The organism is Acinetobacter sp. GQ146, assembly GCF_059758585.1.
Map to the genome: position 1 here is coordinate 575,527 of NZ_JCAXDV010000001.1, position 26,168 is coordinate 601,694.

The 26,168-nt window shown below is 39.9% G+C and carries 28 protein-coding genes and 1 pseudogene; 18 read left to right on the forward strand and 11 right to left on the reverse strand.

Annotated elements, in window-relative coordinates:
- The first annotated feature begins 246 nt into the window (after nucleotides 1-246).
- Complete coding sequence (locus AC6CHI_RS02770) at nucleotides 247-570, forward strand: hypothetical protein (protein WP_498119330.1); 324 nt, start codon at nucleotides 247-249, stop codon at nucleotides 568-570.
- Nucleotides 571-655: 85 nt separating this feature from the next.
- On the opposite strand, the gene AC6CHI_RS02775 is transcribed toward AC6CHI_RS02770, so the two are convergent.
- Complete coding sequence (locus tag AC6CHI_RS02775) at nucleotides 656-1,657, reverse strand: site-specific integrase (protein WP_498119331.1); 1,002 nt, start codon at nucleotides 1,655-1,657, stop codon at nucleotides 656-658.
- On the opposite strand from AC6CHI_RS02775, the pseudogene AC6CHI_RS02780 reads away from it, so the two are divergent.
- The 4 genes and pseudogenes from AC6CHI_RS02780 to AC6CHI_RS02795 all read left to right on the forward strand — a co-directional run.
- Nucleotides 1,583-1,807: pseudogene (locus tag AC6CHI_RS02780) on the forward strand (transposase); the annotation flags it as partial. The gene AC6CHI_RS02775 and the pseudogene AC6CHI_RS02780 sit on opposite strands and share 75 nt — an antisense overlap.
- Nucleotides 1,808-2,022: 215 nt before the next feature.
- A complete protein-coding gene (locus AC6CHI_RS02785) occupies nucleotides 2,023-2,340 on the forward strand; it encodes a hypothetical protein (RefSeq protein WP_458890640.1) in 318 nt (105 codons plus the stop codon).
- A 218-nt stretch (nucleotides 2,341-2,558) separates the two neighbouring features.
- Nucleotides 2,559-2,690, forward strand: a complete 132-nt coding sequence (locus AC6CHI_RS02790) for a hypothetical protein (protein WP_498119332.1) — start codon at nucleotides 2,559-2,561, stop codon at nucleotides 2,688-2,690.
- A gap of 374 nt (nucleotides 2,691-3,064) precedes the next feature.
- Nucleotides 3,065-3,304 (forward strand): hypothetical protein, encoded by a 240-nt coding sequence (locus AC6CHI_RS02795; RefSeq protein WP_498119333.1) that lies wholly within the window; start codon nucleotides 3,065-3,067, stop codon nucleotides 3,302-3,304.
- A 468-nt stretch (nucleotides 3,305-3,772) separates the two neighbouring features.
- On the opposite strand, the gene AC6CHI_RS02800 is transcribed toward AC6CHI_RS02795, so the two are convergent.
- Nucleotides 3,773-4,063 carry a hypothetical protein gene (locus tag AC6CHI_RS02800; RefSeq protein ID WP_458890638.1) on the reverse strand — a complete coding sequence of 97 codons (291 nt, stop codon included), beginning with the start codon at nucleotides 4,061-4,063 and terminating at the stop codon, nucleotides 3,773-3,775.
- Between the two features lie 818 nt (nucleotides 4,064-4,881).
- Between AC6CHI_RS02800 and AC6CHI_RS02805 the strand changes: the two genes are divergently transcribed.
- The 3 genes from AC6CHI_RS02805 to AC6CHI_RS02815 all read left to right on the forward strand — a co-directional run bounded on the left by AC6CHI_RS02805 (nucleotide 4,882) and on the right by AC6CHI_RS02815 (nucleotide 8,744).
- Nucleotides 4,882-5,337, forward strand: coding sequence for a DUF2147 domain-containing protein (locus AC6CHI_RS02805; RefSeq protein ID WP_498119334.1), 456 nt, complete (start codon nucleotides 4,882-4,884; stop codon nucleotides 5,335-5,337).
- Between the two features lie 1,022 nt (nucleotides 5,338-6,359).
- Nucleotides 6,360-7,682: an NCS2 family permease gene (locus AC6CHI_RS02810; protein WP_498119335.1), complete on the forward strand. Its 1,323-nt coding sequence runs from the start codon at nucleotides 6,360-6,362 to the stop codon at nucleotides 7,680-7,682.
- A 63-nt stretch (nucleotides 7,683-7,745) separates the two neighbouring features.
- Entirely contained in the window at nucleotides 7,746-8,744 is a 999-nt protein-coding gene (locus AC6CHI_RS02815; RefSeq protein ID WP_498119336.1) for an adenosine deaminase, read from the forward strand.
- 100 nt (nucleotides 8,745-8,844) lie between these two features.
- On the opposite strand, the gene AC6CHI_RS02820 is transcribed toward AC6CHI_RS02815, so the two are convergent.
- Nucleotides 8,845-9,399: a cytochrome b gene (locus tag AC6CHI_RS02820; protein WP_498119337.1), complete on the reverse strand. Its 555-nt coding sequence runs from the start codon at nucleotides 9,397-9,399 to the stop codon at nucleotides 8,845-8,847.
- A 225-nt stretch (nucleotides 9,400-9,624) separates the two neighbouring features.
- Here AC6CHI_RS02820 and AC6CHI_RS02825 point away from each other — a divergent pair, with 225 nt between their 5' ends.
- The 3 genes from AC6CHI_RS02825 (at nucleotide 9,625) to rnhB (ending at nucleotide 11,126) form a co-directional block, all read left to right on the forward strand.
- Entirely contained in the window at nucleotides 9,625-9,999 is a 375-nt protein-coding gene (locus tag AC6CHI_RS02825; RefSeq protein WP_458890633.1) for a hypothetical protein, read from the forward strand.
- Between the two features lie 128 nt (nucleotides 10,000-10,127).
- Complete coding sequence (locus tag AC6CHI_RS02830; protein ID WP_498119338.1) at nucleotides 10,128-10,487, forward strand: hypothetical protein; 360 nt, start codon at nucleotides 10,128-10,130, stop codon at nucleotides 10,485-10,487.
- Nucleotides 10,488-10,553: 66 nt separating this feature from the next.
- Nucleotides 10,554-11,126, forward strand: coding sequence for a ribonuclease HII (gene rnhB / locus AC6CHI_RS02835; protein WP_498119339.1), 573 nt, complete (start codon nucleotides 10,554-10,556; stop codon nucleotides 11,124-11,126).
- Between the two features lie 55 nt (nucleotides 11,127-11,181).
- Here the strand turns inward: rnhB and csrA are convergent, their stop codons facing one another.
- The 3 genes from csrA to alaS form a co-directional block, all read right to left on the reverse strand.
- Nucleotides 11,182-11,436 (reverse strand): carbon storage regulator CsrA, encoded by a 255-nt coding sequence (gene csrA, locus AC6CHI_RS02840; RefSeq protein ID WP_016166582.1) that lies wholly within the window; start codon nucleotides 11,434-11,436, stop codon nucleotides 11,182-11,184.
- 248 nt (nucleotides 11,437-11,684) lie between these two features.
- Nucleotides 11,685-12,965 carry an aspartate kinase gene (locus tag AC6CHI_RS02845; protein ID WP_016166581.1) on the reverse strand — a complete coding sequence of 427 codons (1,281 nt, stop codon included), beginning with the start codon at nucleotides 12,963-12,965 and terminating at the stop codon, nucleotides 11,685-11,687.
- 65 nt (nucleotides 12,966-13,030) lie between these two features.
- Entirely contained in the window at nucleotides 13,031-15,724 is a 2,694-nt protein-coding gene (gene alaS / locus AC6CHI_RS02850) for an alanine--tRNA ligase (protein WP_498119340.1), read from the reverse strand.
- Between the two features lie 397 nt (nucleotides 15,725-16,121).
- On the opposite strand from alaS, the gene AC6CHI_RS02855 reads away from it, so the two are divergent.
- Nucleotides 16,122-17,144: a type I glyceraldehyde-3-phosphate dehydrogenase gene (locus AC6CHI_RS02855; protein ID WP_458890629.1), complete on the forward strand. Its 1,023-nt coding sequence runs from the start codon at nucleotides 16,122-16,124 to the stop codon at nucleotides 17,142-17,144.
- A 50-nt stretch (nucleotides 17,145-17,194) separates the two neighbouring features.
- Here the strand turns inward: AC6CHI_RS02855 and AC6CHI_RS02860 are convergent, their stop codons facing one another.
- A complete protein-coding gene (locus tag AC6CHI_RS02860; RefSeq protein WP_498119341.1) occupies nucleotides 17,195-17,716 on the reverse strand; it encodes a hypothetical protein in 522 nt (173 codons plus the stop codon).
- Between the two features lie 257 nt (nucleotides 17,717-17,973).
- Here AC6CHI_RS02860 and AC6CHI_RS02865 point away from each other — a divergent pair, with 257 nt between their 5' ends.
- On the forward strand, nucleotides 17,974-18,285 hold the full coding sequence (locus AC6CHI_RS02865) for a hypothetical protein (protein ID WP_458891102.1): 312 nt from the start codon (nucleotides 17,974-17,976) through the stop codon (nucleotides 18,283-18,285).
- A gap of 17 nt (nucleotides 18,286-18,302) precedes the next feature.
- On the opposite strand, the gene AC6CHI_RS02870 is transcribed toward AC6CHI_RS02865, so the two are convergent.
- Both AC6CHI_RS02870 and AC6CHI_RS02875 read right to left on the reverse strand, forming a co-directional pair.
- Entirely contained in the window at nucleotides 18,303-18,602 is a 300-nt protein-coding gene (locus AC6CHI_RS02870; RefSeq protein WP_458890627.1) for an AzlD family protein, read from the reverse strand.
- Nucleotides 18,599-19,351, reverse strand: a complete 753-nt coding sequence (locus tag AC6CHI_RS02875) for an AzlC family ABC transporter permease (RefSeq protein WP_498119342.1) — start codon at nucleotides 19,349-19,351, stop codon at nucleotides 18,599-18,601. Before AC6CHI_RS02875 ends, AC6CHI_RS02870 begins: the two co-directional genes overlap by 4 nt.
- A gap of 140 nt (nucleotides 19,352-19,491) precedes the next feature.
- On the opposite strand from AC6CHI_RS02875, the gene AC6CHI_RS02880 reads away from it, so the two are divergent.
- The 5 genes from AC6CHI_RS02880 (at nucleotide 19,492) to AC6CHI_RS02900 (ending at nucleotide 24,093) form a co-directional block, all read left to right on the forward strand.
- On the forward strand, nucleotides 19,492-19,944 hold the full coding sequence (locus tag AC6CHI_RS02880) for an Lrp/AsnC family transcriptional regulator (protein ID WP_458890625.1): 453 nt from the start codon (nucleotides 19,492-19,494) through the stop codon (nucleotides 19,942-19,944).
- A 212-nt stretch (nucleotides 19,945-20,156) separates the two neighbouring features.
- A complete protein-coding gene (locus tag AC6CHI_RS02885) occupies nucleotides 20,157-21,323 on the forward strand; it encodes an ATP phosphoribosyltransferase regulatory subunit (protein WP_498119343.1) in 1,167 nt (388 codons plus the stop codon).
- A 69-nt stretch (nucleotides 21,324-21,392) separates the two neighbouring features.
- Complete coding sequence (locus AC6CHI_RS02890) at nucleotides 21,393-22,712, forward strand: adenylosuccinate synthase (RefSeq protein WP_498119344.1); 1,320 nt, start codon at nucleotides 21,393-21,395, stop codon at nucleotides 22,710-22,712.
- Between the two features lie 183 nt (nucleotides 22,713-22,895).
- A complete protein-coding gene (locus AC6CHI_RS02895) occupies nucleotides 22,896-23,204 on the forward strand; it encodes a phosphoethanolamine transferase domain-containing protein (protein ID WP_458890622.1) in 309 nt (102 codons plus the stop codon).
- 112 nt (nucleotides 23,205-23,316) lie between these two features.
- Nucleotides 23,317-24,093 carry a M48 family metallopeptidase gene (locus tag AC6CHI_RS02900; protein ID WP_458890621.1) on the forward strand — a complete coding sequence of 259 codons (777 nt, stop codon included), beginning with the start codon at nucleotides 23,317-23,319 and terminating at the stop codon, nucleotides 24,091-24,093.
- A 75-nt stretch (nucleotides 24,094-24,168) separates the two neighbouring features.
- Here AC6CHI_RS02900 and AC6CHI_RS02905 read toward each other — a convergent pair whose 3' ends face one another.
- Nucleotides 24,169-25,218, reverse strand: a complete 1,050-nt coding sequence (locus tag AC6CHI_RS02905) for an NADP(H)-dependent aldo-keto reductase (RefSeq protein ID WP_498119345.1) — start codon at nucleotides 25,216-25,218, stop codon at nucleotides 24,169-24,171.
- Nucleotides 25,219-25,374: 156 nt separating this feature from the next.
- On the reverse strand, nucleotides 25,375-26,082 hold the full coding sequence (crp, locus tag AC6CHI_RS02910) for a cAMP-activated global transcriptional regulator CRP (RefSeq protein WP_458890619.1): 708 nt from the start codon (nucleotides 26,080-26,082) through the stop codon (nucleotides 25,375-25,377).
- Nucleotides 26,083-26,168 lie beyond the last annotated feature (86 nt).

The following is a 26,168-nucleotide window of genomic DNA, read 5'->3' on the forward strand; positions in this document are numbered from 1 at the left end:
AACTACTTGGACATCTATTCTTTCTTCATCTGGACATTTTTTTCTGTTTTAGGGTTAAATGAGACTACACAAAGCCGTGGAACTTTGTTTAATAAGTAATCGTGGAACATGATAAGCTATTAAAAAATCCTAATACATCTGAGTTGGGGGGCATCAAGTCAATTAATACATTGAATTATATGAAATAAAAAATTAAATTACGTATATCGCGTATTATGTTAATTTTAGGGAATTTAAATAAATAGAATGAAGGTATTTATCATAACTAGTAAAGTTCATGCTTTACAAAAATCTATCATGCCTGTCTCAAACAAAGCATATGTAAATTGCTATACAGGTGGGAATGATTATGAGGAAGCTATAAAAAAAGTATTTGAAAAATTTCTGATAGATGGAATTCATCCAGATGAGATACTCAATCCAATTTGTGAAATGCCACTTGAAGATTGGACTATTCATATTAAAGAGAAATATGGTGACTTAGCTCAACGGATGCTGTCTCAAAAGGATTTTGAAACGAGAATTTTATCTAATGAAGTTGTATACGGTGGATTTGCTTGCTTTGACTAAAAAAGCGCTATTTAACATACTGGCGAATATATGAAATCAAAAGCTGATGATCCATGAAATGGAAGCATCAGCTTTATTGGCATGACTAACGGTAGCTAATCCGCTCTGGTTTTGGCGCTTCATGTCCTTCTAAATAGTGGTCGGTCATCTTCACATTTGCATGTCCCGCCAGTGCTTGTGCGTACTTCTTCCCATACTTCTGCGTGATGTTATAAATGCCTAGGGCACGTAAGTCATGCAGCGATGGTCGTTGGTTTGGTTCTAAATGATCATAAGCACCAGATAGGTCCCGATACTTTTTAAACTGCTTGGTAATGTGATCTTCCGTTACAGCAAAAGGATGCAATTTCGCATTACGGATTTGCTCGTTAATGCGGTCTGGTCGCGTTGCAATCAGGTAAGGGCAGCGTAGTCGCATAGAATGCTCTATACACAGCAATACGACTTCTCTTAACTCTGGATGCATATCCACTTCAATAAACACAGGCTTGTCGTAATTCAGCGATTTATGCTGTAGTGCGGTCATGGTGTTGTCTTTAATGTTAATGCTTGAGCGTTCCATTACCACCAGATCGGCACGCCGTTGAATGGAATGCAGTGCAAGATCTATTGCCAGTTTTAACCAGGGCGGACAAACCGACTTCACTAATTCAATTGATTCGTTGGAGTGACGAGTACGCAGCTTTTCAGGTCGTATTGGTTTTAAGGTTTTCTCGGCAATATTGTCTGGTGCCCAGCCGTTGGCTACTAAGTATTTCCAGATGTCGATAAGCTGTGAACGGTGCTTTTCAGCCTGAAAGTCTGTTTGCTGTTTCAGGTATTCAGAAATCATGAGCAGGGTAATATCGGTACAGTAAAGATGTCCCCACATGTCCTGATATTTAGGAATGTTCGCCGTGACATTGACCAAGGTATTTTTGGCAAGTTTCTTTTTGGGTAAATGCAGCTTTTCATATTCACCCAAGGCTTGGCCAAAGTTGGGAACACGTAAAATCCATCGTATAACTGGGCCCTGATCAATCGAGGAAATATTTCGATTTGGATTGACCTTGCTACTCAATTGTACGCAGAGCCAAAAGCTAAACAAGCGAGAAATCAAATCTACTCAGATATAGCTATCCAATGCTGCTTAATGATTAAATCACTACTTCGACTTTCTTTGCGTATGGTCACAGGTGTTGTGCAAAGCCTTATTAAACTTTGTGGACTAGATTGGACAGCACCTGATTATTCGACTTTTTATCTATTTTATTACTTGTATAAAGCGGGTCAGAATATCAATAATTTGCAATTTAAATTTTACTATTTTTTATTTTGTTTGTAATAGCTCTAGCTATACTTAATTTATTCATCAAGTCATCGAAAAGTAAGAATTTTTTAGAGTTCGAAAAAATTGAAGCTGATCAGACTCAAACTAATACTTTGAATAAAGCTGCTTAAAAGGATTGAAACATGATTTACGCTTTGACGTTTGGTTTAGGTATTTGGTTGATGGTTCCAGTACTGATGATCTGGTACTTAATAAAACCGAATACTTATTTCCTCACTTTTCATGGTGAAATACCTTCGCGTTTAGCTATTTTTACCCATCATTTCTTGGCATTTTTGCTGTTGTTTATGATTTTAGGTTTGGGGATTGAAACTGTCATTAAGTCGATTGATGGTACGTCTGCACATCTATTGTTTTATCTTGCGATTTTTTTAACAAATATCTTCTGCATTTACTTTGGTCGTAACAAGATAAATTTGGGCGATAAGAGAAGGGCTTAATATTACTTACCTGCTGGTCAAATATTTTACGATCAAGGTTGTGTGGTAAGTCGAACTTTATTGGCTTTTTGTGATGGAAAGTTAAGAGACACCTAGACACTATATTTTGAACAAATTATTTAAATATAATTTATAGCATTATGAATCAGTCCGGAAAAGTTAGATGTTGAAACCTTAAAAAATTCAGTAATTTATAATATGATCATTAGGTTTGACATATGCCAATATGTTTATTGCATGTACCTGAAGATCAAAGTGGGCGAGAAGCGAAAAAATATCAAAAAGCTCGTGCGAACTATGAAAACTTTGATCCTCATGAGGAGGATCATTTTTTAATTGATGAAATATAAGCAAGCAGTTAACTGTTCTGGAATTTACTCATCAAATGATGAATATCATTAAAAGTCTGACGGCATTAGTAAATAAATTGCATTTTTAAGAAGGCATGCTAAAAATCAAAAGGCAAAATTTGATAGGAAAAAATTAAGAAAAATTCACATAAATGAGCAATGAAAACTAATCTTTTACTCTAGATATATCAAGCACAATATGATTGCAATTTTCTCTAAGAATAATTAGACCAAATAGTAAAATTTAAAAAATAAATTGAAACAATGTCATGTGCAAACTGTGATCAACTCTACTTTACAGCCTAATAGCATAATGCTATTAATCATAATGATTTATTTATAATAAATTAATCACTTAAAGGAGACCTAAAGTGATGAATAGAATAGATTTAAAATTAATAAAAAACGGTACGGGAGAGGAGTTGGTTTTAAAATATTGTATCGTTGAGTCAATATTGATCACCAGTAAAGATATAAAGACACCAGTAGAAGAGGGAGATTTTCTTCACCATTCATTGCCCGATGGACTTGTAGAAAAATACGTAATAGATGAAGTAATTTCAAATAAGAATGCTAATCCGCATTACGAAATTTATGTCTCAAAACTGAATTAAATTACTTCATAAAACTGCTCAGAATGCTCAGATGATGAAAATTATCTGAGCATTCTTTTTTTTGCAAAGAGAGTCTAAAAAACATAACCGATCGGATTTAATTTTTCTCATATGAAATGTTCACCAGAAGTTTCTTAAGGAAGATTTTTTGTAAGGAGGGGATGCTACAAAAAACAAGGCATGATTTGAGTGTGTGGAAATTGAGGAATCAAACAATTATTTCTTTGAAAGAGGTGTGTCATTTGTTGAATAATATTAATTTGAAAGCGATAAAAAATTGGGCAGTTATTTAGATATTGGATCTGCCTATCAACAGAAATAAAGGGTTTACAAGAAATTTCAACGACTTGTAAGCCCTTTTTTATGGTTTGAGTTTTGTTGTTTGCCTAGATTTCTTAAAAACGAAATAATTAATAATCTTCCCCAGAAATACATCAGTTGCAATGTCAAAGCTTTATAGTCCGATATTTAGACTATCCAGCTATCTTGTTGCCCGATATGAATAAATTCCCACGATTGTTTCATTCCATTTTCATGAAATTTCAGTGTTAATGGCTTGTCTACAATTGATTCAGTAATATGGTTTTTATATGAAACAATGATTTTGGCCATAATTTCTTTTTTATCGTTCAAATAAAAGTTTATTTCAGGTGGTGGGTCTTCTATAAAATAACAATTTTCTGGTAAGAAAACCATTGCCTTAGCCGCGTTGATAGCGTCGAGCCGATCTTTTTTGGAAAAAAACACATCGAAATCCATGCTCTTGAGCCTCTTATAAATTTCCTTTCTCCTATTTTAAAGAAGAGTTTTAAAAATGATACATATTTAACACTTTTTAATAAAATTGATACTAATGCAATATTGTTGGTTGGTATGCAGAACTATGTCTCAAAAAGGGATTGCCGTTGAGGGCTTTGTTTTGATTTATATTATTGATTACAATAACTTAAAGTGATCTAAACGTGGCTTTATTGCACGTAGCTCACGCTAAATATCTGGCTTCAATACAATTTTTAGCAGGATTTGCTTAGCCCTAACATTAATCGTAAAACCAATTCATCTCTCTACAATAAGTGCGAATTAAGTTAGAAATGCTGTAGATTTAATGCCATTTCTCGATATAAGCCAGATTGAAGTACCAATATGGTATGGGCATCAATTCTATGCCGATCCCGCCATAGTGCCCCAGTGGTCTTTGCTAATCTCTTTAGATATAGTTACGGGGGATGAGTGGAGCCTAATGAAGCTTTGTTTATGTTTTAGATTGTACTTCACCTGACTCATACACCCTTGCAGTAGTGAAGACGAGAGATTGGTAAAGCAGTTTATAATTTGGCTGCCATAAAAATTTGCAGTATTGAAGACTTTTTGAGTAAGCCTTGAGAATGTCTCAACTTTGTCACACAAGCAAACTGATAATTTACACATTGGAACGTCGACTTAAGCTGGATCTAGCTTCACGATAATGCTAAGTGTCATATATCTAGCTAAAGTTAAAAATCTTTTTAATATCAATTAATAATTCTAAAAATGAATCAGTTTGTTATAATCCAGCATTTTTTCATTATGACATTTTTATGAAATTTAAAACTTTAATTGCTTCGACGTTACTTTTAGTTTCTTCATCATATTTAGCGGCTATGCCAGTGGACCCTTTGCTTGGTTCTTGGAAAGTGATCGATGATAAAACGGGCTCATATATTTCTGAGGTGGCAATTCGCAAAAACTCAGCTTCACAACAATACAGTGCTTCGATTACAAAATCGTATGCCCAGTCAGGCTCAGCAGCGACTGAAATTTGTACCAAATGCACAGGCGCGTTGAAAAACAAATATCTATTTGGACTGGAGATTTTAACCAACTTACGCGCAACTTCACAAAGCAAGTTTAATAATGGTACTTGGGTAAATCCGCAGAGTGGCATGGTATATATGATCCAAGCCGATTTAAATGGTGCAGGGGATCAAATGAAAGTCTTCGGTAAGTCGAAGACAGATAATTCAACCACCAGTATGACATGGAAAAAATTATAAGTTGAGCCGAGCGGTCATTGAGTATCTTTCTGTTTTATTGCCATATCGCTAGGCCGAAATCAGGATTTAAGTACAAATGGCAGGCGTCGTCCAGTTTTTGACATCATTACTCAGTAAACGCTTTATGATTAAATCAATCTGAGCATGATGTCATATTCTAATCTTAGTGGAATAATGATTGGTATTTTTTGCGATACAGCGAGACAATTTCTGGCAAGTCATATGAAATGCTGGCTGCAGCACAGCAGACTGGGTTTGCCGTATTTTTATACGCTATTTTATTTTGACTGCTTCAGTGAATCATGAACTCATGCTGATTGCTGTGATCAATGGATTGAATGTCATCACAATAATTCCCTTTTTGCACTGTTTTGTGCTTCAAATTGTGACCTAAACGTCATTTTGGTGTATATTTTTACCAATAATTAAAAATTGCACTTTCTTAGAATGAATAAGTTACTTTTACCATGTCTTATCATGATGATTGGAATACTGGGTTTTTGGGTGTACCTCGAATCTGAGGCTAAACAAAAACAAGAAATTAACCGTTTGGTAAATGAAGCACATAGTTCGCTCGAAAAAATCGAGGCGGAAGCACAATCTAAAAATTTTTTGATCAAAAAAGATCAATAGCTAGGTGAATTTATTTTTGTAATTAAAGGTTTAAATTTACTTTATGAGCGAATTTTACCACTAAGTCTGAATAGTTCATAAATTCTAGAAACAATGAGAAAATCAATATGTTATAATTCCGCCCGATTTTAATGAAATGTTTATGTTTTTTATTTAAGTTATTGTTTAAAAAGTATAAATGATAGGGCTGCATATTTTATGCAGCTTTTTTCGTTTGCTTTAGTGCGGCACGGAAGTTTTACTTACTGGTGTGTCCATATTTAGCTTAAAAAAAAGCATCAGATATTTGGCATACCCATTGCTTTAAATTCGAAATTGTAATGGCGGAAAGTATAATTTCTATCCTACTTTCGATTTAAGGCATCATGTTTTTTTACAGGGGCTAGGTCATGACGACTCCTAATCCATCTTCAGAAAGTATGCTTGAACGCTTATTTAAGTTAAGCGAAAACAAGACAACTTTTCGTACTGAAGTTCTAGCAGGTGTAACCACCTTCTTAACCATGTGTTACATCATTATTGTGAATCCAATGATTTTATCCGAAACAGGGATGGATCATGGAGCTGTCTTTGTTGCTACCTGTCTTGCAGCCGCGATTGGTTGTTTGGTGATGGGGATTATTGCGAATTATCCAATCGCATTAGCACCAGGCATGGGCTTGAATGCTTACTTTACCTATTCTGTGTGTATGGGAATGGGTGTGCCATGGCAAACTGCTTTAGCGGCAGTTTTTGTTTCAGGATTGGTGTTTATTGCGATTAGCATGTTTAAAATCCGTGAAGCGATTGTGAATGCTATTCCAATGTCACTTAAGCTGGCGATTGGTGGTGGTATTGGTTTATTCCTCGCCCTGATTGCATTAAAGAACTCAGGAATTATTGTTGATAATCCAGCCACTTTAGTCGGCTTGGGCGATCTTAAACAACCGACAGTGCTGTTAACTTTATTCGGTTTTTTAATCATTGTCGTATTGCATCAGTTTAAAGTCCGTGGCGCCATCATCATAAGTATTTTGGTGTTAACTGCCATCTCAACAGCGATGGGCTTGAGTGAGTTTAAAGGTGTTGTTGGCGAGATTCCTTCAATTGCGCCAACGTTCTTGCAAATGGATTTTGAAGGTCTATTTACTGCAAGTTTAGTCGGCGTTATTTTTGTGTTCTTCTTGGTCGATTTATTTGACTCTACAGGTACCTTGGTGGGTGTCGCGCATCGTGCTGGTCTATTGCAAGATGGTAAATTGCCACGCTTGAAAAAAGCACTATTTGCAGACTCTACAGCAATTGTTGCGGGTGCTGCTTTAGGTACATCTTCAACGACCCCTTATATTGAGTCTTCTGCAGGTGTGGCTGCGGGTGGGCGTACAGGTCTTACTGCTGTTGTAGTGGCGGTGTTATTCATCCTGTGCTTGTTCTTGGCACCATTAGCCCAATCTGTACCAGGCTTTGCGACTGCTCCAGCATTATTGTTTGTTGGTGTACTCATGATTCAAGGTATTGTGCATATTGAATGGGATGATATTACTGAAGCTGTCCCAGCATTCTTGACGATTGTATTTATGCCATTCTCGTATTCAATTGCAGATGGTATTGCAATGGGTTTTATTAGCTACGCATTAATTAAATTATGTACTGGCAAGGCATCAACTGTTCCATATATGGTGTGGATTGTTGCTGTGCTTTGGGCAGTAAAATTTGCATTTTTTGGCGGTTAATCCCAACACAAATTTTAAGGGTGTAAACTTGTTTACACCCTTTTTTCTTTTTGAGGATAAGGTATGAATCAACTAGAGCTCATCCGCGCTTTACCTAAAGCCGAATTACATGTTCATATTGAAGGGACATTTGAGCCAGAACTGATGTTTGCAATCGCACAACGTAATCAGATTCAAATTCCATATAAGTCTGTTGAAGAAGTGAAACAGGCCTATAATTTTCACAATTTACAGTCTTTTCTAGATATTTATTACGCCGGTGCAAATGTATTGGTACATGAGCAAGACTTTTATGATCTGGCTTGGGCCTATTTTGAAAAATGTCATGAAGATCGTGTTGTGCACACTGAGATGTTTTTTGATCCGCAAACGCATACAGATCGCGGTATTGCTTTTGCAACGGTTATTCAGGGTTTACAGCGTGCTTGTGATGATGCCAAAGAAAAATACGGTATTAGTTCACATCTGATTATGTGTTTCTTGCGTCATCTTAGCGAAGAGGCGGCATTTGAAACATTGGCACAAGCGATGCCATTTAAAGAGCAAATTATCGGTGTAGGGCTGGATTCGAGTGAAGTTGGACACCCACCTTCAAAATTCGAGCGCGTATTTGCGAAAGCGCGTGAAGCAGGCTTCTTGGTGGTAGCGCATGCCGGTGAGGAAGGCCCAGCAGAATACGTTTGGGAAGCTTTGGATTTGCTCAAAGTCAATCGTATTGATCATGGTGTGCGTTCTGAAGAAGATCCTGTTTTGATGCAGCGTTTAATTGCAGAAAAAATGCCATTAACAGTTTGTCCACTCAGTAATTTAAAGTTGTGTGTGGTGGATGATATGGCGCAGCACAATATTCGTCGTTTATTACAACAAGGCGTTCAGGTTACAGTCAATTCGGATGATCCATCTTATTTTGGTGGTTATATGAATGATAACTTTGTGGCAATCACGGAAGCCTTGTCTTTAAGTCATGATGAATTGAAAAAGTTGGCACAAAATTCATTTGAAGCGTCATTCATAAGTGATGCTGAAAAGAACAAGTGGATTGCTGAAATCCAAGCTTTATAATTATAGAGCAAATAAAAAACCGCACTTTATAGTGCGGTTTTTTTAATTATTCTTTTCAAAAGATATCAATCATCGGTGCTTAATCAAATCAATTTTAGCATTATTCTGGTTGTCGAGTCATACTCACCAATACACTATCTTTATCAATAAAATGATGCTTTAACGCAGCTACAATATGTCCTAGCACCAAGAAACCAGCCCCCCATGAAAGATAAATATGTAAGGGTTTCACAATTTCTAGCACATCATAATTCTCTTCAATCAGCGTGGGTAGATTGAATAGATAGAGTACAGGGGCAGGGTGTCCAGCACTCCAACTAAATAAACAGCCCGTGATTGGTAAAGCCAGAAGCATTAAATACAATGCCAAATGCCCTATATGCGCCAGCGTTTTCATCATTGGAGACATGCTATTCGGCAGCGAAGGTACAGGATGGGTGTAGCGCCAGAAAATACGGATCATGACCAAGAAGATAAGGGTGGTGGCGATATTTTTATGAAGGGTAATCACATCCCCTTTGAAACTACCATTACTTTCGTAGCTTAAAAAATTACCACTATAAAAGCCAATAATCCATGCTGCGATAAAAATAATGGCCATGAGCCAGTGCAAAATTTGGGCTGTGCGCGTGTAATAGGAGGGTCTATTTTTCATGAGGTATGAAGAAGGCGATAATAGGTGACGCTATCTTACGTAATTCGCAATTGCAACAAAATGCTGATTCTGCAACGATGCGTATATTTGTTGCAACGCTGATTGTGGGGAGATTTGTATTGCGGATTATTTGCGCAACCAGTCTTTATAGGAGAGATAAAGACTTTCTATTTAAGGTTGTTCGGGCAAAATACTCACACTTTATGTAATGACCAAGGATTACCTGTGAATATTAAATTTGCTGCACTCGCACCTGTACTATTGGCTTTGACTGCGTGTGTAAGCACAGATACTACAACCACAACTGCTACACCCCAGCAAGTTGGAATGGCAGCAATGAAAATTGCAATCAATTCAAAATGTATTGCAGAACTTAATAATACTCCAGCATGGAATACTGCTACTAAGCTCATGACTGCGGAACAAAAGCAAAGCATTCAAACTGATATTTGCGGTTGTGTCAGTGAAAAAGCGCCACAAAATGTGACTACGGTTGATTTGGCGACTGCTGCCATCGATCCGACTGCACGTGCAACCATCGTCACCAATGTGGTGACTAAAACGATCCAAAGTTGTGTAGCGGAAGCGGTCAATAAATAAGTGTGAAAAGCTAGGAATTTCCTAGCTTTTTAAATTAAAAAATTTTGTGCTTTGACCTAATATCATTTATATTAATTTGAATAATAAATAATCGACTCGTCAAATCGTATGAAGAAGGTTGAATAACTATGAAAAAATATCAAATGATGTTGTGTCTTGTGGGTGGACTCATATTATCTGGATGTGCTTCCTCACCAATGGGGTCTGAGTCGGATGGTATTTCGGTAATTCGAATGGCATCAAACTCTAAGTGTATGGATGAAATCGAGAGTAATCCAACTTGGATCGTGAGCAGTAAACTTCTTTCTGAAGATCAGAAGCAGAAGAAAAAACGTGAAGTGTGTAAATGTGTAGGGGATAATGCGCCTAAAATGCTGTCTAAAGAACAATTAGCATTGGCCGCGATCGACTCTAAAGCCAAAGATGCCTATGCGGCATTAGCCAACACAAAAACTTCAGCGATATGTGCTTCTGAAATGTTAAACTAAACATGAAAAGTAATGGTAAATTTTAAAAATGGCTGGTAATTCAGCCATTTTTTATGAGAGTAAGACATGCGAGTAGCTGGAGTAGATGAGGCAGGGCGTGGTCCTTTAGTGGGTTCAGTTGTTGCCGCGGCAGTGATTTTAGATCCGAATAACCCGATTGAAGGTTTGAATGATTCCAAGAAGCTGACCGAAAAAAAACGGGAAAAGTTATTTATTGAGATTCAGGAAAAGGCTTTGGCTTGGGCAATTGCAGAAGCAAGCCATACCGAAATCGATGAGTTGAATATTCTACAAGCTTCTTTATTGGCGATGCGTCGCGCGGTTGAAGCATTGAATATTCAGCCCGAACATGTTTTGGTGGATGGTAATAAAGTGCCACAAGGCTTAGCCATGAGTTGTGATGCGGTAGTGGGCGGTGATGCACTCCACGCGGAAATCTCGGCGGCCAGTATTTTGGCAAAAGTGACGCGGGATCGTGAAATGGTGACTTTAGACCAGAAATATCCGCAGTTTGGATTTGCCAAGCACAAGGGTTATCCAACTAAAGCGCATTTTGCTGCAATTGCTGAACATGGTGTCATTGCTGAACATCGTCGTAGTTACGCGCCAGTAAAAAAGGCTTTAGCTGAAAACAGCTAAAGCCCATAAATTTAAAGCGGCTTAGAAAAGCCGCTTTAGGAGATAACGTTTAATTTTAACGATTAAAGTTATTCTGCGAGTAATTATCTTCTTCAAATGAAGGTTGATAATCTTGATCGAGATGTTGCAGGTGTTCGTGCATCGCACGTTCATGTTGAATGCGTTGATAGATTTCTTCGCGATGAACTGATACTTCTTTTGGAGCATTTACGCCAATACGAACTTGGTTACCTTTAACGCCAAGCACAGTAACACTGACTTGATCCCCAATCATTAATGTTTCTCCGACACGTCGGGTCAGAATCAGCATGTTTATCTCCTTGCAAAATGCTAAACCTGCATTGATTAAAAAGTTTAAAAAACACAACCTTGGTAATAAAGAAAATTTTAACAGGATTGTATAAGCCTAAAATGTTGCTACTTATAAAATTCTGTTGAAATTTACCAAAACGCCTCAAGTCTAATATAACAGAGCCACCATAGAAAAAACTATAGTGGCTCTGTATTTTTATAGAATTTAGAAAAAATTGTCTTACAATGACGATTTTCTAATAATTCTTAAGCACGTGCGCTTGATTCACCGTGTTCACGGTCTAAACCAAATGCTGTATGTAAGCAGCGAACAGCGAGCTCTAAGTAGTTTTCTTCGATAAGAACAGAAATTTTGATTTCAGAAGTTGAGATCATCAAAATATTAATGCTTTCATCTGCTAATGCTGTGAACATTTTGCTCGCAACACCTGCATGTGAACGCATGCCCACACCTACAATCGATACTTTAACGATATCATCACGTGTAACAACTTCACAGCCTTCAATGCTGCTTGCTGTTTGTTCTAAAATTGCTTTCGCTTTTGCCAAATCTGTGCGATTTACGGTAAAAGTAAAATCAGTTGTGCCATCTTCTTCGACATTTTGGATAATCATATCCACTTCGATATTGGCATTGCTGATTGGCGACAAGATTTTAGATGCAATTCCTGGCTCATCAGGAACACCCAAGATAGTGAGTTTTGCTTCGTCACGGTTAAATGCAATACCTGCAATAATTGGTTGTTCCATATCGTCTTCTGCCTCAGTCGTAATTAGTGTGCCTACGTTTTGTTTGAAATCTTCATCAAATGCGCCATCGTCATCATTATCAAAGCTTGATAATACACGTAAAGGCACCTGGTATTTACCTGCAAACTCAACAGAACGAATTTGAAGGACTTTTGAGCCAAGTGATGCCATTTCTAGCATTTCTTCAAATGAAATACGATCAACCTTTTTCGCTTTTGGAGCAACGCGTGGATCAGTCGTATAAACGCCATCTACATCCGTATAGATTTGGCATTCATCTGCTTTTAATGCAGCAGCAAGTGCAACACCAGAAGTATCCGAACCACCACGACCTAAAGTCGTAGTGTTGCCATCAGCATCAAAACCTTGGAAACCAGCAACAACAATGACACGACCAGCATCGAGATGCTCAGTCATGACATCGGTATCAATTGATTCAATACGAGCTTTGGTAAAGGCGCTGTCCGTTTTAATACCGACTTGGCGACCTGTAAGTGACTTAGCTTCAACGCCAATCGAATTGAGCGCCATTGCTAACATTGAAATCGTTACCTGTTCACCCGTAGAAACCATTTGGTCAAGTTCACGTGGGTCAGGGGTGTCCGTAATGGCTTTCGCGAGAGCTAATAAGCGGTTAGTTTCACCACTCATTGCTGATACTACAACCACTACCTTGTGGCCGTGGTCATGCCAGCGCTTCACACGACGAGCTACATTTAAAATGCGCTCGGGGGTACCCATAGAAGTACCGCCATATTTTTGAACGATTAATGCCATAGTTGTTCCATATAAGCCATGACCCTGAAGTGCCAATCAGGGTCAGTTACACAAAAGGTGAAGTTTTATTTTGCTTCAAGCCAAGCAGTTAAATCTGCCATCACTTGTGCAAACTTCTCGTTTAGTGGCGCGCCACCTTGTGCCAAGTCAGGTTTACCACCACCTTTTCCGCCTAGCTCAGTTGCTAAGTGTTTGATGATGTCACCTGCCTTTATAGAAGCAGTAAATTCTTTTGCTACAGATGCGATCAAGCTCACCTTGTCACCCTCTACACCTGCCAGCACGATTACTGCATTTTCTAATTTTGATTTCACGCCGTCATGTAGGTTGCGAAGTGCTTTTGCATCCATGCCCTGAACAGTCGTGATTAATGTTGTGCGACCTGCAAGCGTTTGAACTTGGCTTAGAAGTTCGGCGGCTTGTAAGCTCGCAAGTTTTTGATTCAGTTGATCAATCTGCTTTTGTAATGCAGAAGCTGTTTCTACAATAGCTTCAACTTTTTCTACAGTTTGATCTTTCTGGGCTTTTAATACACCGTTGATATGCACAATGTCAGCTTCAGCTTTTTGTACAACTTCTAACGCTTTAGTACCAGTCACCGCTTCAATACGACGTACACCCGCAGCTACACCGCCTTCAGACGTGATCTTGAATAAACCGATATCACCAGTGCGTTGAACGTGAATACCACCACAAAGCTCAATTGAGAAGTTCTTTTCTTCAATAATTGAACCCATTGACAGTACGCGGACTTCATCGCCATATTTTTCACCGAATAACATCATCGCACCTTTTGCTTTCGCGGATTCGATGTCTAATAATTCAGTGGTGACAGCCGTATTGGCAAGGACTTCAGCATTGACTAAACGCTCAATTTCTTGCAACTGCTCAAATGACACAGGTTGGTCATTGGCAAAGTCAAAACGTAAAATGTCAGATGCAACTAAAGAGCCTTTTTGCTGGACGTGCGAACCTAAAATTTGACGTAATGCCGCATGTAGAAGGTGAGTTGCGGAGTGATTGCGTGCAGTGGCTGCGCGGATATCTGCTTTGACAGTCGCTTCTACAGTTTGTGTAGCTTTAAGGCTGCCGACAGTCACGATCCCTTGATGAACAAAGGCACCGCCTGACTTTTTGGTGTCTTGAACTTCAAAAATACCTGTGTCATTTTTGAAAATACCCGTGTCACCAATTTGACCACCGCTTTCAGCATAGAAAGGTGTTTGATTGAGTACGATTAATGCTTCATCACCTTCAACCACTTCATCAACTTGCTCACCATCTTTATAGATTGCGATAATTTGACCTTGACCTGCTGTTGCGTCATAGCCGTCAAATTGCGTTTCACCTTCAACTTTCACAACGCTATTGTAGTCAATCGCGAATTTACCAGCATCACGCGCACGTTGACGTTGTGCAGCCATTTCAACTTCAAAGCCTGCTTCATCAATGGTTAAATCACGCTCACGTGCGATGTCGGCAGTTAAGTCTGTTGGGAAGCCATAAGTGTCATAAAGTTTGAAGACCACTTCACCCGGAATCACAGAACCTTTTAGTTGAGCCAATTCACCCTCAAGCAATTTCAGACCTTGCTCTAAAGTTTTAGCAAACTGTTCTTCTTCTTTCAGTAATTGTGCTTCGATACGTGCTTTCTGTGCTTCAAGTTCAGGGTAGGCAGCACCCATCACTTCGATTAACGGTTGCAACATTTTGTGGAAGAATGAACCTGTTGCGCCCAATTTGTTACCGTGGCGTACCGCACGACGGATAATACGACGGAGTACATAACCACGACCTTCATTGGATGGGTTTACGCCATCCGCAATCAGGAAGCAGCATGAACGCGCATGGTCAGCCACCACTTTAAGTGAAGCAGGGTATTGTACTGGTGTGCCATTGGCTTTTGCTTCAGCTTCAAGCGCAGTAGTATCTAAACCAATAATTTCCGCAGCTGCTTTTAACAGGTGTTGGAATAAATCAATTTCGTAGTTCGAGTTAACGTGTTGCAAAACTGCTGAAATACGCTCCAAGCCCATGCCAGTATCGACAGAAGGTGCTGGAAGAGGGTGAAGTACACCATCCGCAGTACGGTTAAACTGCATGAAAACGTTGTTCCAGATTTCAATGAAACGGTCGCCATCTTCTTCAGGGGTGCCAGGTAAACCACCCCAAATGTGATCACCGTGGTCAAAGAAGATTTCAGAACATGGACCACAAGGACCAGTATCACCCATTGCCCAGAAGTTATCCGATGCGTATTGACCGCCTTTGTTGTCACCAATACGGATAATACGGCTGGCATCTAAACCAATTTCTTTGTTCCAGATGTCGAATGCTTCGTCATCGGTGTGGTAAACCGTGGCATAAAGTTTGTCTTTGGGTAATGCTAACCATTTGTCGCCAGTCAAAAATTCCCAAGCAAATTTGATGGCATCGCGTTTGAAATAGTCACCAAAGGAGAAGTTGCCTAACATTTCAAAGAACGTATGGTGACGAGCAGTGTAACCAACATTGTCTAAGTCATTGTGTTTACCGCCAGCACGGACACATTTTTGTGACGTTGTCGCACGAACATAATCGCGCTTTTCTAGACCTAAAAAGCAGTCTTTAAACTGGTTCATACCAGCATTTGTAAATAATAATGTTGGGTCGTTGGCTGGAACCAGAGAACTCGACGCGACACGTGTATGCCCTTGCGATTCAAAATAGCTTAAAAAAGCTTCGCGAATTTCAGCGGATGTCATAAAACGAGTACTCACAACCAAGTCACTCCATAAATCTCTAATTGGGCTAAACGTATCACTTATTGGTGCTCAATTGCACCATATAAAAATACAGGCTTAATTTTTTAAAACGCCAAATTATAACGGAAAAAGCCCCACGCACCAATCACTTTACTATGAATTAATGACAAAACTATGGAATTGTAAGTCATCCTTTAGTCTGTATATATTGAAGCGAATTCAACTGCTGACCATGATTGAAAATTGAAGTTGAAATTCAGGAGCTATAAGTCTGTCTGTTTTTTCCTCAATTTTTGCCATTTGATGTTGCTTTCAAGTTTTTGTTGAGGTTTGGCACGAAAATCTCTTGGTTTAAGTGCAAAATCCATTAACATAAGGCAGCTTAAATTTTGGTTCATGTAAGGGAAAAGTCATGCAAAAAGTGGCGATTAATGGATTTGGTCGAATTGGTCGTAATGTATTGCGTGCGTGGTTCGAAAATCCTAAAGATTTCCATTTTGAGATCGTGGCGATTAATGATATTGCAGATGTAGACACATTAATTCACTTGTTTAAGTACGACAGTACTCATGGTCGTTTTAAAGGCAAGGTGGATGTCGAATATGAAAATGAACAAATCTACATGCATATTCATGCAGGACTTGCCAGTTTAAAAGTACAAGTTGTTTGTGAAGCACAACCAGAATTACTGCCTTGGCAGCAATTAAATGTGGATGTGGTGCTGGAATGTACGGGGCTATTTCGTTCCCATGAGGCAGCAACACGCCATATTCGTGCAGGTGCAAAACGAGTCATTATTGGGGCAGCCCCGTTTGATATGGTCGATGCGGCAATTGTCTATGGCGTGAACCACCATGACGTCAAAGCTTCCGATCAGATTATTTCCAGTGTGTCATGTACTACGCAGGCTTTGGTTCCTTTGGTCAAGATTATTGATGATGCCTTTGGTATTCAAACCGCATTAATGACTGAGATTCATGCAGTCACGGCAGATCAATCGGTGTTAGATCATGCGCATCGAGATTTACGACGTGCACGTGCATCGGGGCAAAATATTATTCCAACCACGTCTTCGGCTCTTGGGGCTTTAAAACAAGTCATGCCTAAAATGGAAGATCGTATAGATGGTTATTCAATTCGTGTGCCGACCATCAATGTCGCAGCCATTGACCTGACCTTTTTGTCGCAATCGCCAATAACGGTACATAAACTTAATGAAGTACTGATGCGTGCTGCGGAAAGTGATTATGCCGAAATCATGCAAGTCACGGATGAGCCTTTGGTGTCTAGTGACTTTAATCATTCACCGTATTCACTGATTGTAGATTTAACGCAGACCATGGTGGTTGGGCATCAGGCAAAAGTGTTCGCGTGGTATGACAATGAATGGGGTTATGCCAACCGCTTGCTCGACCTATGCGAGTCATTTGTTTAATACAATTAAGCACCTTATCGTGATCTAGCATAAGGTGCTTTAACTGTTACTTATTCTTCAGACTCGACTTCATTCAGAAATCCTTCTTTAATTTCTGTTGGCAGGCCTTCATGCCACCATGTGTAAATTTCAGCTTTAATAAGTTGATCTTGATCAGGATCATTAAACGGCTCATCATCTTCACGCACCAGTTCATCCCCTTCAAACTTTAACCAGAACTCCCACGGGTCATCATCACCACAGCCCCATGCTTGAACTTGTAGCTCAGGAATGAGTCCTTTTAAGAAAAACAACATGGCTTCCATGATTTCATCGCCTGATGAACCATGGACAAAGTGCAGAATACTAAAACCAGCAACACGAGATACACTTTCTGGAGCGAGGTCGTATTCCATTTGGTCAACTTGATCAAGCAGATCCTGCGCAAGTTCAGCTCCGTACTCGCTATTAATGGCTGCTGCCAATTGCAAGAAGGTTACTGGATGGTCTTGATGCTGTAGAAACAGGCGATCAAGCTGATCCATCAACCCTGAATTGACATGGTGGTAGTAAAGATTGCTATGTAATTCCATAGGAAGGTCTCAATAATGTTTTTCTAAAGTGAATCTTGTTTTATGCGTGTTGACTATATCGGCTTAAACCGTCTGTTGTGAATCTAAAACATGTATCAAAATATCATTTACGTCATATGAAACGTGTTGCTCAAATATAGATACGCTGATGAGAAATAATTCTAAAAATATGAGCGGAATCATTTATTTTTATAAAAAATAAGGCGTTCTTATCGTACTATATTGTTAAAGCACATAATGAAAATGAGAAATGTATGATGATGTTAATCTGGGGATTTATATTGCTATTGGCGATGGCGGTAATTTTTTTGGTGTGGTTTCAGTTCAAGCAGCAGGGAGAAAATGCTGGGGATGTTGAATACCAACAGCATCTGGAAGAAAAAGTGGTGCACCTTGAGGAAAATCTGAAAAAAACGCTGGAAATTATGCAAGACCTCGCGAAGAAAATGCATGTGCAACAAGAAGCAATTGATAAAACTGTTAAAAGAACGCATCAGTTGGAATTGCAAAATGCAGAGTTGGTCAGTTTACTCAGCAAGTCGGTTGGGCAAACTGATCGTCCATTTTAACGCTCTTCTGCCAAATTTCAGACTAGAATTTGGCGCAATAAGGCGGCACTCAACATACTGATGATGACCGTCGGTAGCAGTGGAAGTCGCGAGGCCGCCAAAAGGGTGAGGGCTATCGCGATTAAATCGGCGGGTTGTTCTTTGACAAAATAAGGTGCAATTACTGAAATGAGTACGCAACCGGGTACAACTTCCAGAATTTTCTTGTGCTTGTTGGATAGTGTCTTGTTTTTTAACACCGCATAGCCTAATAAACGAGTTAAATAAGTGGTGATTGCAACTAACAAAATGGCAATTAAGGTGCTGCTATGTATCATTCATCATCTCCGATTAAGAAAAATGCCGAGATGATTCCACTCAAAGCTCCTAAAGGAACATGCCATCCCGCAGGCAAGTATAGATAAGCCATTGCTGCGACAATTAGACTGATCAGCCAAGGTCGGGCAGCTGCGAAACCAGTCCACATGCCACGCAATAACACCAAAATAATCGCGGGAAAAGCCATGTCAAAACCATAGGGGTGAATATCGCCCAATACAGGCCCTAAAACTGCGCCCAAGGTAGTCACTGAAACCCACATCACATATAACGCTAAACAGACTCCTGCGTAGTAAGGCATATTAAAAGCATGTTTAAGCCCAAGTTGATGAATGCGCTTCTGTGCATTCGATAATCCTAGTGCCCAACTTTCATCACAGAGAAAAAATAGTGCCGGGTAAACTTGCCGGTCGGGTAAGTGTCTTAAATAGGGTACTAAACTCGCGCCCATCAGCAAGTGGCGGCTATTGATTAAAAAGGTAATAAACATGAGGAGTAAAAATTGTGGAGGATTGGTCCACATTTCTAAAATGGCAAATTCAGAACCGCCCGCAAAATTTAGTCCGGTTAACAGGGACACCTCAACAATCGAGAAGCCTTTTTGTGAAGCTTGGGTTCCGAGCACCAAGGCTAACGGTACAAAACCGAGCAGCATCGGGAGTGTGGTTTTAATGCCACGAAAAAATTCAGCTTGATCGTGGCTTTTCATGATGAGCGGATGCACTGAGCTGTTTTTTAAAATGGACATATAGATACCTCACAACGTGGGTAGCCATTTTAAAAACATTGTGGTGATATTAGACGCTAAATTAAGCAATATTTGCTTTAAATTGAGCATAAAATTGCTCTAATATTTAAAAAATTAATGATAAATGCTAAGAGGGTATTGTGGATAAAATAGACAGACGAATATTACAAACCTTACAGCGTGATGGCAAACTGGCCAATAATGAGTTGGCGCAACGAGTTGGGCTTTCGGCCTCACCGTGTTTAAGACGTGTTAAACAATTAGAAGATCTTGGTATTATTGAAAAGTATGTCGCCTTGGTGAATCCGCAAAAAGTCAATTTGGGTTTAACTGTGTTCGCGCGAATCTGGCTCAAAGGACAAGATGCAAAAACGGTCAATCATTTTATTGACTCCGTGCGGGAAATTCCTGAAATTGTAGAATGCCAACTCATGGCAGGCGACTGTGATTTCTTTTTAAGAATTGTGGTGTCTGATCTGGATGCATATCGTAAATTTCAGATTCAGCATTTAAATAAAATCACGGGGATTCAGAATGTGAAAACTGAAATTCCTTTACAGAGCATTAAGCAGACAACTGAACTGCCGCTCTAATCCGATGCTCTATAGCAAACACAAATTTATTGATAACAATCTTTGACTTAAGTATAGCTTTGCAGTGCAAACAAATTGGCGAGAGATTGCGATTAAATATAAAAATCTCAGTGCATGGTGTGAACTATCGTGCTAAACTAGGAGAAATCGGGTGTGCTCCCGATTTTTTTATGCGGATTACTTCCGCGCTGACAAGAATTTAGGTTTACAACATGCCCATTTCAGAGACATGGTTATTACCTGATGGTGTAGCTGATGTATTACCAGAGCAAGCGCAAGTAATTGAAAACTTGCGCCGTGACGCCTTGGATTTCCTCGCATCTCGAGGTTATCAATTGGTGTACACGCCGTTTATTGAATACATAGAATCCCTTTCTTCTTTATCCGAATCGAATCACGATTTAGACCTTGCGACATTTAAAGTAATTGATCAGCTTTCTGGTCGTTTACTCGGGGTGCGTGCGGATATGACACCGCAGGTCGCTCGTATTGACGCTCATGTTCATCCTGTTGATGGCGTTGCGCGTTATTGCTATGCAGGTACTGTGTTACATACCAAGCCGCAAGGCTTTAATACCACGCGTGCGCCCTTACAATTGGGTGCCGAGTTGTTTGGTTCAGACAGTATTGATGCAGATGTCGAAATGATCGATGTGATGCTCGGCCTAATTCAGAAAGCTGGTCTAGTTGACGGTATTCATCTGGATTTAGGGCATGTCGGTTTATTCCGTAGCTTGGTCAAATGTGCAAGCTTAAATAAAAATACCGAACGTGAATTATCTGATCTTTATCAACGTAAAGCATTGCCTGAACTGGCAGAATTTACGCAAGATTTGAATTTTGGTGCTGACTTCTATGCTTTAGGTCGCTATGCAAACGACTTAGTTGCATTGCAAGCCAATTTAAGTGCTGAGATTTTAGCAGATGAAGCATTTAAGCACGCTCTGGATGAATTAAAAACTACGCAGTCTGCGATTCAGGCGCGTTGGCCAAATCTATTGATTGGTGTGGATGTGGTTGAACTTCGTTCTTATCACTACCACACGGGTCTGATGTACGCTGTTTATGCACCGAACCGTGCAGCCTCTTTGGCACAGGGTGGTCGCTACGATGGTATTGGTGAGCATTTTGGCCGTGCACGTCCTGCAACAGGTTTTAGTTGTGACTTGTATGCGTTAAGTGCAGGGCAGTTCAAAGCTGCTGATGTAGTGGTTGCGCCTAAAGGCACACAGGCTGATTTACAGCAAGCGATTGCGTCCGTTCGAGCACAAGGCTTAAGTGTAATTCAGTTATTGGGTAATGATGATTTAAACTCTATTCCAAATGCGACGCATCAACTTGTTGATGTTGCTGGTGAGTGGCAAGTTCAAGCAATTTAATCACTGCGAGTGGTGTTCATGTCACTACTCGGAGTTTTAATTTTAACAGCATGATGTAATGAGGCTATTATGGGCAAGAATGTTGTGGTACTTGGTACCCAATGGGGCGACGAAGGTAAAGGTAAGATCGTCGACCTGCTCACAGATCAAGCGGCTGCGGTAGTTCGTTATCAAGGCGGACATAACGCAGGTCATACTCTCGTGGTTGGTGGTAAGAAAACTGTATTACACCTCATTCCATCAGGTATTTTACGTGAAAACGTATTGTGCTTAATTGGTAACGGTGTTGTGCTTTCACCAGAAGCGTTAATCAAAGAGATGACGATTCTTGAAGAGCAAGGTGTGCCAGTTAAAGAGCGCTTACGTATTTCTCCAAACTGTCCATTAATTCTTCCAAACCATATTGCACTTGACCAAGCACGTGAGAAAAAGCGTGGCAATGCAAAAATTGGTACAACAGGCCGTGGTATTGGTCCTGCGTATGAAGATAAAGTTGCGCGTCGTGCAGTGCGTGTTGCGGACTTGGTTCGTGGCGGTGAAGCATTAAAAGCACAATTGGCAGAAGTGTTGGATTACCATAACTTCCAGCTAACTCAATACTACGGTGTTGAAGCAGTGAAATTGGAAGATGTACTTGCGCTTTGCGATCAATGGCGTGAAGTCGTTGCTCCGTTAGTGGTTGATGTAACAACTGAATTACACAACTACCGTAAGAACGGTGACAACATCATGTTTGAAGGTGCGCAAGGTTCTTTGCTTGACGTAGACCACGGTACTTATCCGTTTGTAACGTCTTCAAACACGACTGCGGGTGGCGTGAGCTCTGGTTCAGGTTTAGGTCCATTACACCTAGACTATGTTTTGGGTATTACCAAAGCCTACACAACACGTGTTGGTGCGGGTCCATTCCCAACTGAACTTCACTACGATGCAGCAACCGATACAGGTGATGCGATTGGTCGTCATTTAGGTACTGTAGGTCATGAGTTTGGCGCTTCTACAGGTCGTCAACGCCGTTGTGGTTGGTTCGATGCAGAAATTTTACGTCGTTCAGTTGATGTAAACTCACTTTCTGGTATTTGCTTAACTAAACTTGACGTTTTAGATGGTTTAGAAGAAGTGAAAATCTGTGTCGGTTACGAAAATACAGATTCAGGTTGTGTAGGCTCTTCTGATGCACTTGCATATGAAAACTTAAAGCCAATCTATGAAACGATGCCGGGTTGGACTGAATCAACTGTGGGTGCTACTACTGTTGAACAACTTCCACAAAATGCAATTAACTATATCAAGCGTATTGAGCAGTTAATTGAGTGCCCAATTGATATTATTTCAACGGGTCCAGACCGTGCAGAAACAATTGTATTACGTCATCCATTTGATGCTTAATGCATAATTGTTGAATGAAGGACCTCGCTTATAGCGGGGTCTTTTTTTATTTGAATGATTTAATTTCATTCTGTACTTATTTAATGTCAAGACTAAAGTAAAGTTGCATTTAATTTTAATCCTGATATTTTTCAAAAAGGTAAGGATAAGCAGATTTAAGTCTGCATTTAGGATTGAGGTAGGATGCAAAAAAACATTTCAAGTACCATTTTACATTCGTTAATCTTTGCCATGGGCGGAGCACCGACCATTGCAATTTTAATTATTCAAGCACAAACCCAAGACCCTGCCATCGTCTTTTCTGCCTTTGTTGGTTTAAGTGTAATTCTGGCCTGTATTTTGGTGCCTTTGATTTTGATTCAAAATGCTTATTTATGGTTGAAGCGCAATGATGAAAAATTAGAAGAAAAAATAAAACCCTTGGGCCAAGTGTATATGGTGCTTAATGTATTGTGTTTAATCTACTGGTTAAGTTACCAGTTTATGCATTAACACAATTACATAAATACTATGTTTATGAAGTTGTTATACGTATAAAGCTCCACATTCATTGCATATAATGCGCATATATTGATGTAATCCAAGAATGGTGGAGATTAAAAGAATGAAGAACAAACTGATGTTGAGTTTGTGTGTGGCAGGAGCTGTCACACTTTCAGGTTGTACGACAGTTGCTGATATGGCAGGTGCGGATACCGCTTCTTTAAATGTTGCTGCAACGCAAGGGTTTAATAAAACCGTGCAAGAGGCACGCGGTAACAATACATTAGATACTTCTTCCTCAACCTATAAGCGTATTTATTCGGTTTTTAATCGTTTAAAACCTTATGCAGATCAGATGAACCAAACAGGCACGAAATTTGATTGGCAATTGGCGGTATTGAAATCTGACCAAGTCAATGCTTATGTTGCCCCTGGTGGTAAAGTCGTGTTCTATACCGGCATTGTCAACAAGCTCAACCTGAGCGATGCTGAAATTGCCGCGGTGATGGGGCATGAGATGATTCACGCCTTAGAAGAACACGCCAAGAATAAAATTGGTGCGCAAGCTTTAACAGATTTAGCCCTGGGTATCGGTTTAAGTTATGCAGGGGATAGCGTAGGGCAGTTGGGTGCAGCAGCAGCGCAGTTGGGTACTCAAGTGGGTGTAGGCTTGCCATACTCGCGTAGCTTAGAGAGTCGTGCTGACCAAGGTGGTTTGATGTTGATGGCGAAAGCAGGTTATAACCCGCAAGCAGCCATTAGCTTGTGGGAAAAAATGAATAAGTTAGATGGTGCTGGTGGCTCATCGTTCTTATCGACCCACCCATCGAACAGCCAACGTATTGATGCCATGCGTAAAAATTTGCCTGCCGCACAAGCTGTATACAATAAGCGATAATTTTAAGCTTATTGCTAAATCACAAAAAAGGACGCTTGAAGCATCCTTTTTTGTTTTGGGCATCTTTTGAATTACTTAAGGCGCCGGATTAGGCTGTTGGCGATGAATGGCTTCAATGCCTTCTAGCACTTCAGGAGAGAGGGTTAAGTCAAAGGCATCAATATTTTCTTTAAGCTGCGCTAAGTTGGTTGCGCCAATAATGGTACTGGTGACAAAGAACTGCTGTTGAATAAATGCCAAAGCCATTTGCGTTAGACTCAAGCCATGTCGCTCAGCCAATAAGGCGTATTGTTCTGTTGCCCATTCACTCTGAGGATTGCTGTAACGGCTAAAACGTGAAAATAAGGTAATGCGCGCATTGGCTGGGCGAGCGCCATGACGGAATTTTCCAGTTAAGTAGCCAAAGGCAAGTGGCGAATAGGCAAGTAAACCAACGCCTTCATATTTGGCAATCTCAGACATGCCAATTTCATAACTGCGATTTAACAGGTTATAAGGGTTTTGAACGCTGACAATTTTATCTAGACCTAACTGTTCTGCCAGTTGTAAAAACTTCATGGTTCCCCATGGTGTTTCATTCGATAATCCGATATGACGAATACGTCCTTTTTCAACTTCCTCGGCAAGTGCAATTAAAGTTTCCGCAAGAGCTGTTACTGGTTTTTCATCTAAAGCTTCAGTATTGCCATAGCTCAATTTTCCAAAGAAGTTGGTATTACGCTGTGGCCAGTGGAGTTGATAAAGGTCAATATAGTCGGTTTGTAAGCGCTTTAAGGAGTCATCTAGGGCGGAAGAGATTTCAGTTGCGGTGAAACGGGTTTGCCCATCGCGAATATGGCTGCCACCTTGAGATGGTCCTGCAATTTTAGAGGCAATTAGTAACTTGTCCCGACCGCCGTGTTGAGCAATCCAATTGCCAATAATCGTTTCCGTGTGACCCTGAGTTTCCGGTTTAGGTGGCACAGGATACATTTCGGCAGTATCCCAAAAGTACAGACCTCGCTCTAAAGCATAGTTCAGTTGCTGAAAAGCCTCTTGCTGGGTGTTCTGTTCACCAAAGGTCATGGTGCCGAGGCAAATTTCGGGGACGAGAATACCGCTGTTACCTAATGGTTTGAATTGCATGACATCTTTCCTGAGTAATCGACAAACGCTTTGCTCAGGCTAGCGTAAATAAGCGACTTTGTTAATGCCGAGTTTTATATTGTTTTGTGAAATGAAAGGATTGATTTGGCATAAAAAAAGCAAATCTTTCGATTTGCTTTTTTTAGGTTTGAAGATTTATTCTTCATCATCTTCATAGTCGTCTTCTGTGTTAGACTGCTCTAAAGATACATCAAAAATAAGAATGGCTTTACCATCAGTTTGAATCATGCCTTGATCTTCAAGGGTTTTCAAAACACGACCAACCATTTCACGCGAACAACCCACAATACGGCCAATTTCTTGACGGGTAATACGGATTTGACGACCATTCGGTAGGATCATGGCTTCAGGTTGAGCGGAAAGATCAATCAAACAACGTGCAATACGACCAGAAACATCAATGAATGCAAGGTCAGTAACTTTACGTGTGGTATTTTTTAAGCGACGGACTAACTGAGCAAATACAGCATAGCTTAGGTCTGGGTACTGTTTGCTTAACTCGTGGAAGTTTTCGTAAGTGATTTCTGCAATTTCACATACGTCGCGTGTACGAACTTCGGCAGTACGTTGAGGATTTGCCTCAAATAGCCCCATTTCTCCGAAGAAGTCCCCTGGATTTAAATATGCAACTACGATTTCACGTTCATCATCTTCACGTAAAATAATAGATACTGACCCTTTTAAAATCAAATAAAGTGATTTTGATTCTGTTCCAGCGTCGACAATAGTTGTACGTTTTGGGTAACGGTTTATATATGCTCGTTTTAATAGTGCCTTGACTGATTCAGGTAATTGACCTGGCGATAGCGCATCAGTGCTCAGCTGTGAAAAGTTTGAAGTCATGCTTTTGGTTTCCGAAAATGGATAAGTAATAGATCGCACAAGACCTAAAATGAACTTGTCACACAGAAGAGGTGAAATTCCTTATC

Coding starts and splice junctions, on each gene's coding strand:
- AC6CHI_RS02770 (WP_498119330.1), top strand. CDS start 247: ATGAAGGTATTTATCATAACTAGTAAAGTTCATGCTTTACAAAAATCT.
- AC6CHI_RS02785 (WP_458890640.1), top strand. CDS start 2,023: ATGATTTACGCTTTGACGTTTGGTTTAGGTATTTGGTTGATGGTTCCA.
- AC6CHI_RS02790 (WP_498119332.1), top strand. CDS start 2,559: ATGCCAATATGTTTATTGCATGTACCTGAAGATCAAAGTGGGCGAGAA.
- AC6CHI_RS02795 (WP_498119333.1), top strand. CDS start 3,065: ATGAATAGAATAGATTTAAAATTAATAAAAAACGGTACGGGAGAGGAG.
- AC6CHI_RS02800 (WP_458890638.1), bottom strand. CDS start 4,063: ATGGATTTCGATGTGTTTTTTTCCAAAAAAGATCGGCTCGACGCTATC.
- AC6CHI_RS02805 (WP_498119334.1), top strand. CDS start 4,882: ATGAAATTTAAAACTTTAATTGCTTCGACGTTACTTTTAGTTTCTTCA.
- AC6CHI_RS02810 (WP_498119335.1), top strand. CDS start 6,360: ATGACGACTCCTAATCCATCTTCAGAAAGTATGCTTGAACGCTTATTT.
- AC6CHI_RS02815 (WP_498119336.1), top strand. CDS start 7,746: ATGAATCAACTAGAGCTCATCCGCGCTTTACCTAAAGCCGAATTACAT.
- AC6CHI_RS02820 (WP_498119337.1), bottom strand. CDS start 9,399: ATGAAAAATAGACCCTCCTATTACACGCGCACAGCCCAAATTTTGCAC.
- AC6CHI_RS02830 (WP_498119338.1), top strand. CDS start 10,128: ATGAAAAAATATCAAATGATGTTGTGTCTTGTGGGTGGACTCATATTA.
- rnhB (WP_498119339.1), top strand. CDS start 10,554: ATGCGAGTAGCTGGAGTAGATGAGGCAGGGCGTGGTCCTTTAGTGGGT.
- csrA (WP_016166582.1), bottom strand. CDS start 11,436: ATGCTGATTCTGACCCGACGTGTCGGAGAAACATTAATGATTGGGGAT.
- AC6CHI_RS02845 (WP_016166581.1), bottom strand. CDS start 12,965: ATGGCATTAATCGTTCAAAAATATGGCGGTACTTCTATGGGTACCCCC.
- AC6CHI_RS02855 (WP_458890629.1), top strand. CDS start 16,122: ATGCAAAAAGTGGCGATTAATGGATTTGGTCGAATTGGTCGTAATGTA.
- AC6CHI_RS02860 (WP_498119341.1), bottom strand. CDS start 17,716: ATGGAATTACATAGCAATCTTTACTACCACCATGTCAATTCAGGGTTG.
- AC6CHI_RS02865 (WP_458891102.1), top strand. CDS start 17,974: ATGATGTTAATCTGGGGATTTATATTGCTATTGGCGATGGCGGTAATT.
- AC6CHI_RS02870 (WP_458890627.1), bottom strand. CDS start 18,602: ATGATACATAGCAGCACCTTAATTGCCATTTTGTTAGTTGCAATCACC.
- AC6CHI_RS02875 (WP_498119342.1), bottom strand. CDS start 19,351: ATGTCCATTTTAAAAAACAGCTCAGTGCATCCGCTCATCATGAAAAGC.
- AC6CHI_RS02885 (WP_498119343.1), top strand. CDS start 20,157: ATGCCCATTTCAGAGACATGGTTATTACCTGATGGTGTAGCTGATGTA.
- AC6CHI_RS02890 (WP_498119344.1), top strand. CDS start 21,393: ATGGGCAAGAATGTTGTGGTACTTGGTACCCAATGGGGCGACGAAGGT.
- AC6CHI_RS02895 (WP_458890622.1), top strand. CDS start 22,896: ATGCAAAAAAACATTTCAAGTACCATTTTACATTCGTTAATCTTTGCC.
- AC6CHI_RS02900 (WP_458890621.1), top strand. CDS start 23,317: ATGAAGAACAAACTGATGTTGAGTTTGTGTGTGGCAGGAGCTGTCACA.
- AC6CHI_RS02905 (WP_498119345.1), bottom strand. CDS start 25,218: ATGCAATTCAAACCATTAGGTAACAGCGGTATTCTCGTCCCCGAAATT.
- crp (WP_458890619.1), bottom strand. CDS start 26,082: ATGACTTCAAACTTTTCACAGCTGAGCACTGATGCGCTATCGCCAGGT.